Genomic DNA, 15,595 nt, shown 5'->3' with positions numbered 1-15,595 from the left:
GCAATTTATGTCGGCCATGAATCATTTTGTTCCTGCTTCGCTCCTGCGAATACTTCTGTTTGTTGCTTGTCTTTTAGTTGGTGATGCCTGCCGAACCGACCATCGCCATCAGGATTATCAGCAGGCTACTCAACAAGAAGCTCCGCAGCATCATAAGAAACACCATCGCAAATCACGCCAACAAAAAGCTGAACAATACAGTCAGAAAAGCCGTCGGCAGGATTTATCAACAGAAGATGGACAACAGGGAGACGTACCGTCGAAGGTTCGCGATGTATTGGCTCATATACAGCAATACGGACGCGCTCCCGATGGATACGTAGGGGGCCGAACCTTCGGTAACTTTGAAAATCATTTACCCAAGCAGGATGGATTGGGTAAACGGATACGTTATCAGGAGTGGGATGTTAATCCAAAAATTCGCGGGCAAAACCGAGGAGCTGAGCGATTGATCACAGGCTCTGATAACCGCGCTTATTACACCCGAGATCACTATAACTCATTTATTGAAATCAAATGACACCCAATATTTTTATAAGTCAATCAGAAAGTGAGTTGGAAACCCGCTTTGCTGATGATTTTATCGCCCACATCGATGGTCAGAAAGCCGTTACGTTACGTCAGTTTTACGAGGCTATAGCTGATTTATTGGAAATCCCGGATTTTGGTTTCAACCTCGATGCCTTAAATGATTCGCTTAACGATCTACAGTGGCTCGAAGATGAACGTATCATTCTCTATTTCACCCATACGGATGAGTTTATCAGTAAAGAACGGGACCCGGCTAAATTAGGCAGTGTGTTGAGCATTCTCGATGCTACCGCCGAAGACTGGAAATGGGTCGATGACGATGAACTAGCCGATAGCAAAGAGATTATCATCATTTTTGAGGATAGTCAACGGATTAGAAAACTATTGGATCAGGAAAATATCAACTACTCTTTCCTGGCTGATGTTAAATAATTGGTAAACGCAACAAATTTGAAAAGCCTGGTGTTACACTAGTATGCCGCCGGAATGCCCTTCCAGCGGCTTTTCGTGTTTACTCATTTCAACCTGAACATCGCTTGAAACCAGACGAATTGATCGGCCTTTATGCCGACGATAGTTATATAAAACTACTGACAGAACCGTTTAGTCATAAGTCTGCCGGTGATCCTCAGCGCCTACAAATTAAGGGCTTATCGGGCAGTCTGGACGCCGTTTTAGCCTCTACTACCTACAAAACGCAGGGAGGGAATCACCTCTTTATTTTAACAGATCGTGACGAAGCAGCTTACTTCTTCAACGACTTGCAAAACCTCATCAATCGCGATGTTTTGCTGTTTCCTATGTCCTATAAAAAGCCGTATCAGTACGAAGAAGTAGAAAATGCTAACGTATTGATGCGAGCCGAAGTACTCAATAAACTCAACCCGGCTCCTAAAGACGGTTTATTGATGGTTACGTACCCTGAAGCGTTGTCAGAAAAAGTTATCAACAAACGTTCGCTTCAGGCCAATACGTTAACGATCCGGGTTGGCGAGAAACTCGATACTAATTTTGTAGCCGAAATGCTTCTGACGTACGAATTCGAGAAAACCGATTTCGTTTATGAGGCCGGACAATTTTCGGTACGTGGTGGTATTATCGATGTATTTTCGTTTGCCAGTGAATTTCCGTTTCGGATCGATCTGTTCGATGATGAAGTGGAAAGCATCCGTAAATTCAATCCAGAATCGCAGCTATCTACCGATCCGGTCGATTTCATCAATATCATTCCTAACATTCAAACCAAGCTCATCGAAGAAACGCGCGAGCCATTCTTCGATTTTCTTCCCGATGATACTACGGTTTGGGCCAAAGATGTTGAGTTTACGCTTGAGATCATCGAGAAGTGTTACGAGAAAGCAGAACAGAGCTTTGCTTCAGTTGTGGCCAGCAGTGGAGGTATTCAGATCGTATCCGATCCAGGTGATCTGTTTGAAACCAGACGCTCATTTCTGAACGCCTTGAAAAAATTTAGAACGGTCGAATTTGGGCGTAAATTCTATTTTAAAACAGAAGGCCGTCAACAGTACAATTCGAAACCCCAGCCATCGTTTAACAAGGATTTCAAACGACTGGTTGATACGCTAGGTGAAAACCAGGCCAAAGGCTATACGAATATTATTGCCGCCGAATCGTTCAAACAGCTCGATCGGTTACGTACCATTTTCGAAGAGCTTGACCCGTTTGTTACGTTCCATCCCATGAACGTTGGTTTACGTGAAGGCTACATTGATGATGCGCTAAAAATTGCCTGTTTCACTGATCACCAGATTTTTGACCGATACTACAAATATCGGGTACAGGACAAGTTCTCGAAATCGAAAGCGCTGACGCTACGTGAGTTAAAGACATTGCAACCCGGCGACTACGTAACGCACGTCGATCACGGCATAGGTCGTTTTGCGGGTCTTGAGAAAGTCGATCATGCCGGCAATGAGCAGGAAGCGATACGTCTCATTTATCGGGATAACGACATTCTGCTGGTTAGTATCCACAGCCTTCATAAGATTGCCAAGTACAGTGGTAAGGAGGGAGGGCCGCCAACCATGAGCAAACTTGGTTCGCAGGAGTGGGAGCAAAAGAAATCCCGTATTCGGAAACAGGTCAAAGATATTGCGCGAGAACTGATTGCGCTGTACGCAAAACGTAGAAATGCCCCTGGTTTTGCCTACAGCCGCGATAGTTTTCTGCAAGCGGAGCTTGAGTCATCCTTTCTATACGAAGACACACCTGATCAGGCAAAAGCCACCAGCGACGTAAAAGACGACATGGAGCGGCCGCACCCAATGGATAGGCTCGTTTGTGGTGATGTTGGTTTTGGAAAGACCGAAATTGCCATACGGGCAGCCTTCAAGGCCGTCACCGATAATAAACAGGTAGCGGTGTTGGTTCCAACCACTATTCTGGCCATGCAGCATTTTAAAACGTTTAGTGAGCGTATGGCCGATTTTCCGGTAAAAATTGAATACATCAATCGTTTCCGGACTGCCGCCCAGATCAAGGAAATTTTAAAGGGTGTTTCTACGGGTGAAATCGGCATCCTGATCGGTACGCATCGAATCGTCAACAAAGACATTAAGTTCAAAGATTTAGGCTTACTGATTATTGATGAAGAGCAAAAATTTGGCGTTAAAACAAAAGATCGCCTGAAAGAAATGCGGGTAGAAGTCGACGTACTGACGCTCACAGCTACGCCAATCCCCCGGACGCTCCATTTTTCGCTGATGGGCGCCCGCGATTTGTCGGTGATTGCTACGCCACCACCTAATCGCCAGCCGGTTACAACAGAAATACATCCGTTCAATGAAACAATCGTCCGCGATGCCGTTAGTTATGAAATTCGGCGGGGAGGCCAGGTTTTTTTCGTTCATAATCGGGTTAGCGATATTGAATCGATTGGCAATCTGATTATCCGGCTCGTACCCGAAGCCAGGATTGGCATTGCGCACGGTCAGATGGAAGGCGACAAGCTGGAACGGGTGATGACTCGCTTTATTGAAGGTGATTACGACGTACTGGTTTCAACCAACATTATCGAATCAGGCTTGGACATTTCCAATGCCAATACGATTTTGATCAACAATGCCCATCATTTCGGTTTATCGGATCTTCACCAGATGCGTGGTAGGGTAGGGCGCTCAAATCGTAAAGCCTTTTGCTATTTACTGACACCTCCGCCATCGGTATTGACGTCAGATGCGCGCAAACGTCTCCAGACCCTTGAAGATTTCTCAGATTTGGGGGAAGGATTCAAAATTGCCATGCGTGATCTTGATATTCGTGGAGCAGGTAATTTGCTGGGAGCCGAGCAAAGCGGGTTCGTTAATGATTTAGGCTTCGAAATGTACCATAAAGTATTGGATGAAGCCGTTCAGGAACTACGCGAGAACGAGTTTAAGGATCTTTTTGAAACGAAACCGGGCGACCTAAAACTATCACTGCCCGATACCGTTATTGAAACCGATCTGCCTGTTGTAATTCCCGAACGCTACGTTACGAATATTTCGGAGCGATTATCGTTGTATACTCGGTTAGATAGCATCCAGAACGACGACGAACTACAATCCTTCCGTCAGGAAATTATCGACCGTTTCGGTCCGTTGCCGGAAGAAGTGGAAAACCTGATTAAACTGGTTAATGTTCGCTGGAAAGCAGAGCGCTTGTACCTTGAAAAACTGACGCTTAAGAATAATATACTGAAAGGATACTTCGTTTCTAACGGGAATGATCACTTCTTCAATTCAGATCAGTTTGGCAAGGTAATTGAGTACATCAAACGAAACCCGGCCAAATGCTCGTTGAAGGACTCAAAAAGCCGCCTTATTTTCACGCATAGTGATGTGTATGCGGTAGATCAATTAAATGAAATAATGGGCGAGTTAGCCAGTTAAGATTATCAGAGGAAGGGACCAGACGATAAAAGGAACAGGATTAATAGATTGAAACTGGAAAGTCTTTTCGATCTTGTCTTAAATCTTACATCTTAAATTAATTTTGCACTTACGTTTTTACACAAAATAGAGCAATGATTCAAAAGTATCACCTGCAACGAGCGGCTTATGTACTGCTGGCAACGGCGGCCCTTGCATCTTGCAAGACTAAGCACCCAACCAGCGTGAAGCCTGGAAAAACAAGTACGGCGACGGGAATTGCTTATAACCAAAAAGATGGTTTTCAGGTAAAGAAATTTGCAGGACAAAAAGCAGGTCCAAACCTGGTTTTCGTTGAGGGTGGCCGTTTCACAATGGGGGCTCTTGAAGAAGACGTAATGAATAGTCGTGACAACCGCGAACGTACTGTTTCTATTCAGTCTTTCTACATGGATGAGACCGAAATCGCGAACGTTCACTACCTTGAATACTTAAACGCTATTCAGCGGGATTCATCGGAAGAAGTCGTCAAAGCAGCCTTGCCAGATACGACTGTATGGGCTAATCCCCTGTCTTTCAATGACTCATACGTAACACAATACCTTCGTTACCCTGCTTTCCGATACTATCCAGTAGTGGGTGTGTCGTGGGTACAGGCCAGTGATTACGCTGTTTGGCGTTCCAATGCTGTCAACAACGAATTAGCGAAGGGGGGCACCAAGAAAAAAGGAGGAGGTTTCTCGTTGAAACGTAAGTCTAAGAAAGCGGATGAAACCGCTCTGGCTGAAGCTGCTCCAGAAGCGCCTGCCAAGCCAAGTCTTGAGAGTGGTATGATTCTGCCCGATTATCGCCTGCCAACCGAAGCAGAGTGGGAATATGCCGCTAAAGCGTTGATTGGCACGCAGTATATGGATGAGAACCAGATCAATCAGCGTATTTATCCCTGGGATGGATCGTCGGTCCGGAATCCGAAAAAAGGTCGGAAACAAGGGCAGATGCTGGCTAACTTTAAGCGTGGACGTGGTGACTATGCCGGTATAGCTGGTCGTTCGAACGATGGCGCTATCATCACAGCCGAAATTTATGCTTATCCTGCCAATGACTTCGGTCTGTATAATATGGCTGGTAACGTAAATGAGTGGGTATATGACGTTTATCGTCCACTGTCTTATCAGGACGTAAATGATCTAAACCCAATTCGTCGGAATGGTTACCTGGATGATGCTAAAAACTACGATACAAAAAATAAGCAATCGCTAATTGATGACAGACTCCGCGTTTACAAAGGCGGTTCCTGGAACGACGTAGCCTATTGGTTATCACCCGGTACGCGTCGATTCCTGGATCAGGATTCAGCTACAGCTATGATTGGTTTCCGTTGCGCCATGATCGGCGTAGGACGTAACAAATAAAATAAGCTAACTAGCTTACAAAGTAACGTAGCGGCTACTCAGCGATGAGTGGCCGCTATTGTTATTATACCCACTGATTTACAGCCTGCTTTTACTAATTCTGCCGCGCAGGCTTCAAGAGTTGATCCAGTAGTCAATACATCGTCGACGAGAGCTATTCTTTTGCCTTCTAATTCATTTTGTTTACCCTCCGCGACTGCGAACACATTGCTAACGTTTTCCCACCGTTCTAGACGATTTTTGTGCGTTTGAGATTCTTTAAAATGCTTACGAACTAGAATATCTTTCCGAGACGGTAATTCAAGCGCTTCCGCTAGACCTTCTGCGATCCAATCGGCCTGATTATAACCTCGTTGCTGTAAACGATTCTTGTGCAACGGCACACCGATTATTACGTCTATTTCATCGCTAAGCTGGCTTTCCGACTTAATCTTCAATCCGTACCACGTAGCAATTTCTTTAGCGGCTTCTTTTTGGCCTCGGTATTTGATTTGATGAATCAGCTTCTGAACAAGATTCCCTCTCGAAAAATAAAGGAATGAAATAACAAATCGAATAGGCACTTTTCCGGCAAACTTATTGAGGCTATTTTGATTGTAAGGATCTTCATGGTGGTTAGTCTCGGGCAGCTTAATCCGACAAGCTACGCACAGCACTTTTTCGTTTGCGCTTAGTGTCTGTTTACAGCCCAGGCACAAGCTGGGAAAAAGCAGATCCAGAAAGTCAGCTATATATGATTGAATAAACCGAAACATGGTGATTGTTCGTTAGTTATAAGAATTCCTTGTAAATTAGAGATACCAACAAAATCCCGAATCATTGTGATTACCAAGAACATAGATGAGGCCTGGGATGAGCTGCTCGACCAACTCGAACTACTGGTTGGGAAGCGCCCTGCAGACCTCAACGCCGTATTATTTTTGATCGGCATCCAAGAACTTGGAAAAGGCCCTAAACGCTTTTCTAAGGAAGCCAAACAAGACCTGATGCACATTGCAGTCTGTCGGGTACTAAGCCAGTCTGGCTATTATACATTCGAGGGTTATGACAAAGACGGATGGCCACAATGGATCTTATCAAAGCCAATCCCCCATACCGATTTGCTAACTCAGGAAAACTTCCTCAAAGAACATATTATATCCTACTTCCAATCAGAACTCGTTTAAACTACTCAACCTGAATCCTTATGCACTCGTCAAACGCTTACACGATGTTAGTGCAACGCATCGAAGAATACAAAAAACGTTACTTCCAAAACCAATTGGTTAAAGGAAGTTTGTTCTTCATTGCTTTGCTGGGAAGTGGCTATTTATTTATCAATACAGCCGAATTTATTGGCCGTTTTAATTCAGTGGGCCGAGGTATCCTATTCTTCGGATTTTTACTGACCATCTTGGCAGGCTTATACCTTCTGGTTATAAAGCCATTGATGAGCTTATATGGATTGAACAAACCTTTATCTAACGATGAAGCAGCTCGCCAAATTGGGACCTTTTTTCCTGAAGTAGGGGATAAGTTGCTTAATACGTTACAACTGCAACGCATTACTTCGGATCAGAGCGATTTACTTCAAGCCAGCCTGAATCAACGCTCCGAACAGTTACTGATTAATCGCTTTGCCAGCGCCATTCAAATCAGCCGAAACAAGCAGTTTTTAAAATATGCAATTCCGCCACTGGCTCTTATCTTATTGATTCTGATTGTAAACCCTACCTTTTTCACAAACTCTTCGACTCGCTTGGTAAACTACAACAAGGAGTTCGTTGAAGAAGCACCTTTTAAGTTCCTTGTTCTTAACAAAACGATGAAAACGTTTCGTAACGAGGACTTCCCACTTTCTGTCAAATTAACGGGAGACGCCATTCCTCAATCTGTTTATGTCGTCACCAATGGAACACGTTTTAAGTTAGATCAGTCGGGCGATCAGTTTACCTATAACTTCGACAATCTGCAGCGCGACCTGGATTTTTATTTAGAAGCATCCGGATATCGGTCATCTACTTATAAAATTTCACTCATTGATCGGCCAGCTGTGCTCTCTTTTAATGTGAAACTCGATTATCCTGCCTACTTAAATAAGCCAACGGAGCAACTAGCTAATGTTGGTAATTTATTGGTACCACAGGGCACAGTTGTTAATTGGGAATTTGCCGCTGACCATACAGATTCGCTTTTGCTTCGTTTCAACACTGATGCTAAACCAACCCCAGCGCTTCTTGCTGAAGCTAATACGTTTACGGTGAACCGTAGACTTATGCAAAACGCTACGTATACAGTATCGCTGAAGAATAGTCAGATCGCTAGCCCATCTACGATTCAATATAATGTTCAGGTTATCCCTGATCGATTCCCACAAATTTCTGTTGATCGTATTCAGGATACAGTGACCTACAATTATATCGCGCTCTCAGGCTTGGTATCTGATGATTACGGTTTTTCGAAACTTCAATTAAATTATAAGATTACACGTAACGGAAAACCTTCTCAACAGTATAGCAAATCTATTCCTGTAAATCGCTCTACTACGTCCCAGAATTTTGTTTACAACTGGTCGCTGGATAGCCTTAAGTTAGGGCAGGAGGATCGTTTGGAATATTTTGTCCAGGTATGGGATAATGACGGCGTAAACGGACCTAAATCGAGTCGCTCAAACCAACTTGATTTTGTTATTCCTTCTAACTCCGAAATTCAGAAGCAAGTTGATAAATCGGCAGAGCAAACAGAACAGCAAATTGACAATGCGTTGAGCAAAACCCAACAGCTTAAGAAAGAGATTAACGCAATGGAAGATCGGATGAGAACAAAGAAAACGTCCGATTTTCAGGATAAAAAACAACTCCAGGACATACTTCAGAAGCGGGAGGAGCTGATGAAGGAAATACAGAAGCTTCAGGAGCAGTTCCAGAAAACAAATGATACGCAGCAGCGTTTCGCCGAAAAAAATCAGGAGACACAGCAAAAGTTAGATCAATTGCAGAAGCTTTTCAATGAGTTGATGGATCCTGAATCGAAGCAGCTGTACGAACAATTAAAGCAACTTCTGGAACGTAAACAAGATGATAAAGCCTCTGAATTGCTGAATAAACTTAGCCGTAAGGAACGCAACATGGAGCGAGATCTAGATCGTGCCTTGAAGTTGTTTAAGCAAATGCAACTGGAGCAGAAGGTAAATAACATTGCCGAAAATCTTGAAAAGCAAGCGGAGAATCTTGAGAAGCAGGCGGATGAGAATTCCAAGAAAAATGAGACATCCAAAGAGCAGCAGAATCAGCAGGAAAAGTCTCAGGAAGATTTTAAGAAAACAGAAGAGCAATTAAAAGAGCTCCAAAAGCAAGCTGAGAAAGATGATCTCAATAAACCTGAAACGTCTGAAAAGGAGCAGAAGGAAATTGAGAAAGAGATGGAAGAAGCGATGAAGCAGATGAAAGAAAATCAGGGTAAGAAAGCTTCTTCATCGCAAAAGAAATCGGCAAAATCGATGCGGGCGATGAGCAAAATGATGAAAGAATCTATGGAATCGGCCGAAATGAAGGAAATGGAAGAGAATATGGACGATCTCCGAAATATTCTTGACAATCTTATTACGCTTTCTTTTGGCCAAGAACGCGTAATGAAGGATTTCCGTGGCATGAGTCTTCAGGATCCTCGAGTTACGAAATTGTCGCAAGAGCAGTTAAAACTTCAGGATGATGCCAAAATAATCGAAGACAGTCTTAACGCCCTGGCAAGCCGTGTTGTTCAAATTCAGTCATTTGTCACTCGTGAGTTAACGAACATGAAATCTTATATGGATGAAAGTGTTCAACAACTTCGCGATCGTCGGTTAAGTATGGCTGCTTCTAAGCAACAATTTGCCATGACCTCTATCAATAACCTAGCTTTAATGCTGAGCGATGTCCTAAAAAATATGCAGCAGCAGATGAATGCAATGGCTATGCCAGGTAAAGGAAAAGGTAGCAAAAAGGGCGAGAATTCTGGTGGTATGGGCGAAATGCAGAAAGAATTGAATGGTCGCATGCAACAATTACAGAAGGGAGGGAAAGGAGGCCGAGCGCTTTCTGAAGAACTTTCTGAACTTGCCGCGCAACAAGCCATGATTCGTAATATGCTTAAAAAGCTGGAAGAAAATGCAAAAGGCACTGAAGCGGGAAAGCAACAGGAAAAACAAATAAAAGAGTTGATGGAAAAGATGGACGAGACTGAAACCGATTTAGTCAACAAGCGTGTCAATCCTAATACCATTAATCGGCAAAATGAAATTTTAACTCGTCTTCTGGAATCGGAAAAAGCGTTGAAGCAGCAAGAAGAAGATCCCAAGCGTCAAGCTGAAACTGCTAAATCAACTAAGCGTAGTACCCCTACTTTTTTTGATTCAACCAACCTTCAAAATAAGACCAAGCAGGTTGAAGTGTTAAGATCAGTTACTCCGAATTATAATTTATTTTATAAGAAGGAGGCAAATCAATATTTACAGAAAGTAAGTAAGTAGAGAAGCATCCGTTATTTAACCGTCGGCTTTGGCACAAAGGCCGGCGGTTTTTTGTTGGTTTACTATCCTATTTTTATAACACTTCTCCTTTTCAACAACTTTCAACAAATTTGTGAAAAGTTTCCACGTGAAACATTTTTTAAAAGACAGCAAAAATGCATTCTTCTTACGACGTAATTGTAGTTGGAGCAGGACACGCCGGTTGTGAAGCAGCTAATGCAGCGGCAACAATGGGTTCGAAGGTCTTATTGATTACAATGAATATGCAAACCATTGCGCAGATGTCATGCAATCCGGCAATGGGAGGGGTGGCCAAAGGGCAAATAGTGCGAGAGGTAGATGCGCTTGGAGGTTTATCAGGAATTATAAGCGACAAAAGCATGATCCAGTTTCGAATGCTGAACCGCTCAAAAGGACCTGCAATGTGGAGCCCACGTTGTCAAAGCGATCGAAATGTATTTGCATGGGAATGGCGAAAAGCATTGGAAGGAAATAGCCGTATCGATTTCTGGCAAGACACAGTCAATGAAATCCTGGTAAAAGATGGTAAAGTTTCTGGCGTAAAAACAAGCCTGGGCGTAGAGTTCCTGGCTGGTGCCGTAGTCTTGACTAACGGTACGTTCCTGAATGGCCGAATGTTTATAGGCGAAAAAGTATTTGGAGGTGGTCGTACCGCTGAACGCTCAGCAACTGGTTTAACAGAACAATTAGTTACACTGGGTTTTGAATCCGGTAGAATGAAGACAGGAACTCCGCCAAGAGTAGACGGAAGAAGTTTGAATTATGCCGCTATGGAAGAACAGTTCGGCGATGAGCAACCGGGCAAGTTCTCTTATATGGATACCCCTGTTTTAACTAATCAACGTAGCTGCTGGATAACTTACACAAACCAGGAAGTGCACGAAGAGCTGAAAACCGGCTTTGATAAATCGCCTATGTTTACGGGACGTATCAAAGGGTTAGGCCCTCGTTACTGCCCATCAGTGGAGGACAAAATCAATCGATTTGCGGATAAAGATCGGCATCAGATCTTCGTAGAACCTGAAGGATGGGATACTGTGGAAGTCTACGTAAATGGATTCTCTACGTCATTACCAGAGACGGTACAGTATAATGCATTACGAAAAATACCGGGCTTTGAAAACGTCCGAATGTTCAGACCAGGCTATGCAGTTGAATATGACTTCTTCCCGCCAACCCAGTTGAAACCTACTTTAGAGACTCAGCTTGTTAAAAATTTGTTCTTTGCCGGGCAAATAAATGGCACTACAGGTTATGAAGAAGCTGCTTGCCAAGGATTAATGGCCGGCATTAATGCCCATCGGAATGTAAGCGAGGAAGACGAGTTTACCATCAAACGTTCGGAAGGCTATATAGGCGTACTGATTGACGACCTGATTACGAAAGGTACCGAGGAGCCTTATCGAATGTTTACCTCAAGAGCCGAATACAGAACTTTGCTACGTCAGGATAATGCAGATTTACGGCTTACAGAAAAAGGGTATAAAATTGGTTTAGCGGCAGAGGAACGGTATCAAAAAATGGTGGCTAAAAAAGAGGACGTATCTCTTTTAACAGATGCCATTAGAGCGGCTAAAGTAAAGCCCGAAGAGATTAACAACTGGTTAGCGGCCAAAAGTAGCGCGCCGTTACGAGAAAAAAGTAATCTATATACACTCCTGAAACGGCCTGAGATAGAGTTAAAGGACATCAAAGAGTTGCTAGAAATACTTCCAGATATGCCTGGGGTAGGGGAGGAGATCATTGAGCAAACCGTTATTGAGATCAAATACGAAGACTATTTAAGTAGAGAAAAGCTCAATGCAGAAAAGCTCGATAAATGGGAAAACCTGTCAATCAATCCCTCTTTTGATTACGATAGATTAAAAGCCCTTTCATTTGAAGGTAAAGAAAAACTTAAACGTCTACGCCCAGCAACTATCGGTCAGGCATCACGTATTAGTGGCGTTAGTCCTTCAGATGTATCAATACTTCTGGTCTACTTAGGCCGCTAGTTCCAGGTCCTGGCTTTTACAATAAACTGTAAGACCAGGGCTTTTTTGTTTTCATATCAATCAATCTCCATCACTATTTTGGAAACTGTCGATAACTGCCCCAATTGTGGCAGCAATACATTTAGCCCGTTCTTAGTCTGCCAGGATTATTTAGTGAGTCAGAAAAATTTCACTATACAGCAATGCCAGCAATGTGGTTTCCGACTTACAAGCCCTCGACCTGGAAAAGAAGAAATAGGCGCTTATTATAAATCGGAACAATACGTATCACATAATGATAGTAGTGGTGGAATCATCAATACAGCGTATCGACTAGTGCGAAATTATACGCTCAAGTCAAAGCTGAAATTGATTAATGAGTTGAATAAAGGAACGGGGCGAATACTGGATGTAGGTTGTGGAACTGGTGCCTTTTTGGAAACATGTCTGAAGGGAAATTGGCAGGTAGAGGGCATGGAGCCGGATGAAGACGCTCGTACTATAGCACGTGAAAAACTGAAATCTGTTATCCAACCAAATTTAGAATCACTAAGCGGTACGTTACCATTCAATGTCATTACACTATGGCACGTATTAGAACATGTTCCAAATTTAAACGAGGTGATTCCACAGCTTTACAATCTCCTCAAACCAGAAGGGACGCTGTTAATAGCTGTACCTAATTCAGATTCATACGACGCTCAATTTTTTAAAGAGTATTGGGCTGCTTATGATGTGCCTAGACATTTACACCATTTTACCCCTTCAACCATTGAGCCATTATTTAAAAAGCATGGTTTTAAACTGACAGGTAAGAGGCCAATGGTATTCGATGCTTTTTATATAGCTATGCTTAGTACCAAGTACCAGACAGGGCAGACAAATTATGTGAAGAGTGTAGAGGTTGGTTTAGCCTCTAATGCCAAAGCCAAACAAAGCGGCAACTCGTCAAGTTTAATCTATCTCTTCAGGAAGGCATAGACACTTAAAATAGGCGCTCAGGGCACCCTTTTTCTGATTCAGGTAAAGGTCTATTCTAAATTAAAAAAGTTAAAGTTTTGTGTGAATAACTATGTGTATAACTGTTGAGTATCAGTGGATAACCTGTTTACAAAGAGAGATTCTATTGTGGAATATTCGTTAAGTAATCCACAGTGCTTTTCCACACATGGAATTTTGTGGAGAATTGACCACATATCCCAATTAATTCCACACTATTTCCCCACGTAACATTGTGTATAAAATTTATTCACAAATCCACATCAATAAAGCATGGTTATTGTGGATAAAATGTTATTAATCTGACAATGAATAGATTATAAGTGGATAAGTAAAGATAAGGTAGTGGATAACTTGCAGCTATTATCCACAATACGTATCTTGAAGAGTGGACAACTTATTTGTTCACATTTCCACATAGCTAATGGTTATAATAACGTTTCTTTTAAAAAGCTTTTATATAAAATGTTAATAAGGTCAAAAGTCGTTATTACGCTAATGTGGTTATTGTCGACCGGGCTTGTTTGGGGACAAAGCGGGACGACCTTGGCTGAAGAATATTATAAGGCTGGTGAATTCGAAAAAGCTGCGAATGAGTATGCCAAACTGTTAAGAACAGACGTAACGTGGATACGGCTGTCGCGATATATAAACAGTTTGCAGAAAAGTAACAAAATAGATGAGGCAAACAAATATTTGCGGAAACAGCAAAAAAGTGATGATCCAAACCGATTCTATTACGAACTGTTGTTGGGCCAGTTGGCAACTCAGCAGGGAGATACGATTTCTGCCAGCAAATTATATACAGCGGCTCTGCAGGCAAGCAAATCATCGATAAACAAGCTGGAAAAAGTTGCAACGGCCTTTAACGAAGCCGGAGAGCCTCGCTGGGCCATTAAATCGCTCGAGATGGCCCGAGAGGTCAGCAAGGAGCCAACGGCTTACAGCGAGGATTTAATGACGTTGTACAGAAGTACCGGCCAAACCGAACGAGCTATCGACGAAATTATAACGACCAGTAAGCAATCTGATAAGAAAGAATCGGTGTTAGCGGCTCTACAAGGGTATATTAACACAAAGGAAGAACCGCTTGTGGAAAAAGCTTTGTACACAAAGATCCAGCAGGAGCCGAATGAATTAGCTTATAACGAGTTGTTGATTTGGTACTTTATACAGAAGCAGAAGTTCAGCCGGGCATTACTTCAGGAAAAAGCTACCGATAAACGGGTGAAGTTAAACGGCAGCCGGGTATACGATTTGGGTGTGCTGGCAATGAACAATAAGGAATATAAAACAGCTGCCGAAGCTTTTGAGTATATAACAACAACATATCCACAGGGACAGTTATATCCATTTGCTCGTCGATTAGTAATACAGGCGAGAGAAGAACAAGTTAAAAACACCTATCCTGTTGATAAAACAGAAATCCGGAAGCTGATAACAGATTACCAGAAAATGCTTCAGGAGATTGGCACAAATATAAAAACACTGGAAGCATTACGTAGCACGGCCAATCTGTATGGTAACTATTTAGACAGCAAAGACACTGCCTTGACTGTCCTGGATTTAGCCATCGATTTAGGCAAGACAGATAAAAATTTTGTTGATCGGTGTAAGCTCGACAAAGGGGATATTTATCTGTTGAAAGGAGAACCCTGGGAATCGACCCTGTTGTATTCACAGGTAGAGAAATCGCAAAAGGAAGAACTGTTAGGCTACGAAGCGAAACTGAAAAATGCTAAGCTTCATTATTACAAGGGAAATCTAGCCGTTGCTAAAGACTTACTGGACGTATTGAAACTGGCTACATCTCGGGAAATAGCGAATGATGCTGAGCAGCTAAGTTTGCTAATTGTTGATAACACTGGTATGGATAGTACAGAAGCGGCTATGAAAGAATACGCCAGTATTGACCTGCTTCTGTTCCAGAATAAGACAGATGAGGCCATTGATGCGTTGAAAGATATGTGGACCAGGTATAAAGACCATACACTGGCTGATGAAATCTTATGGCTTCGGGCAAATACATATATGAAGCAGGGAAAGAACGCTGAAGCGCTCGAAGATTTAAAGCAAATTACTACGGCGTTTCCTAATGATATTTTAGGCGATGATGCTTTATTTACCCAGGCTAAGATTTATGAAGAGCGGCTTAAGGATAAGACTGCAGCTATGGAAGCTTATCAGAAAGTTTTGACTCAATACCCAGGAAGTATTTACGGAGCAGAGTCCAGGAAACGATATCGATCACTACGTGGAGACACTGTAAATTAATCGATGTCAATGCTATTAGTTATCCAC

10 protein-coding genes are annotated in these 15,595 nt (G+C 42.7%); 9 read left to right on the top strand and 1 reads right to left on the bottom strand.

Annotated elements, in window-relative coordinates:
- The first annotated feature begins 16 nt into the window (after positions 1-16).
- The 4 genes from GK108_RS00050 (at position 17) to gldJ (ending at position 5,812) form a co-directional block, all read left to right on the top strand.
- Positions 17-520 carry a ribonuclease domain-containing protein gene (locus GK108_RS00050; protein ID WP_163940932.1) on the top strand — a complete coding sequence of 168 codons (504 nt, stop codon included), beginning with the start codon at positions 17-19 and terminating at the stop codon, positions 518-520.
- The gene (locus tag GK108_RS00045) at positions 517-963 is read left to right on the top strand and encodes a barstar family protein (RefSeq protein WP_163940929.1); all 447 of its coding nucleotides are present in this window, start codon (positions 517-519) and stop codon (positions 961-963) included. Before GK108_RS00050 ends, GK108_RS00045 begins: the two co-directional genes overlap by 4 nt.
- Before the next feature lie 104 nt (positions 964-1,067).
- Positions 1,068-4,421 (top strand): transcription-repair coupling factor, encoded by a 3,354-nt coding sequence (gene mfd / locus GK108_RS00040; protein ID WP_163940924.1) that lies wholly within the window; start codon positions 1,068-1,070, stop codon positions 4,419-4,421.
- Between the two features lie 134 nt (positions 4,422-4,555).
- Positions 4,556-5,812, top strand: coding sequence for a gliding motility lipoprotein GldJ (gene gldJ / locus GK108_RS00035; protein ID WP_163940921.1), 1,257 nt, complete (start codon positions 4,556-4,558; stop codon positions 5,810-5,812).
- Between the two features lie 38 nt (positions 5,813-5,850).
- Here gldJ and GK108_RS00030 read toward each other — a convergent pair whose 3' ends face one another.
- The gene (locus GK108_RS00030) at positions 5,851-6,567 is read right to left on the bottom strand and encodes a ComF family protein (protein WP_163940918.1); all 717 of its coding nucleotides are present in this window, start codon (positions 6,565-6,567) and stop codon (positions 5,851-5,853) included.
- A 66-nt stretch (positions 6,568-6,633) separates the two neighbouring features.
- Here GK108_RS00030 and GK108_RS00025 point away from each other — a divergent pair, with 66 nt between their 5' ends.
- The 5 genes from GK108_RS00025 (at position 6,634) to GK108_RS00005 (ending at position 15,568) form a co-directional block, all read left to right on the top strand.
- Positions 6,634-6,978 carry a hypothetical protein gene (locus GK108_RS00025; protein ID WP_163940915.1) on the top strand — a complete coding sequence of 115 codons (345 nt, stop codon included), beginning with the start codon at positions 6,634-6,636 and terminating at the stop codon, positions 6,976-6,978.
- 20 nt (positions 6,979-6,998) lie between these two features.
- Positions 6,999-10,301, top strand: coding sequence for a DUF4175 family protein (locus tag GK108_RS00020; protein WP_163940912.1), 3,303 nt, complete (start codon positions 6,999-7,001; stop codon positions 10,299-10,301).
- 155 nt (positions 10,302-10,456) lie between these two features.
- Entirely contained in the window at positions 10,457-12,316 is a 1,860-nt protein-coding gene (gene mnmG, locus GK108_RS00015; protein ID WP_163940910.1) for a tRNA uridine-5-carboxymethylaminomethyl(34) synthesis enzyme MnmG, read from the top strand.
- A gap of 78 nt (positions 12,317-12,394) precedes the next feature.
- Complete coding sequence (locus tag GK108_RS00010) at positions 12,395-13,276, top strand: class I SAM-dependent methyltransferase (protein ID WP_163940907.1); 882 nt, start codon at positions 12,395-12,397, stop codon at positions 13,274-13,276.
- Between the two features lie 483 nt (positions 13,277-13,759).
- Positions 13,760-15,568, top strand: a complete 1,809-nt coding sequence (locus tag GK108_RS00005) for a tetratricopeptide repeat protein (protein ID WP_246224597.1) — start codon at positions 13,760-13,762, stop codon at positions 15,566-15,568.
- Positions 15,569-15,595: the final 27 nt, after the last annotated feature.

The sequence above is a fragment of the Spirosoma terrae genome (genome assembly GCF_010435915.1).
In the GTDB taxonomy this organism is placed as follows: Bacteria; Bacteroidota; Bacteroidia; order Cytophagales; family Spirosomataceae; genus Spirosoma; species Spirosoma terrae.
Note: the sequence above shows the minus strand (reverse complement) of the source record. Positions and strands in the feature narration are given on the sequence as shown.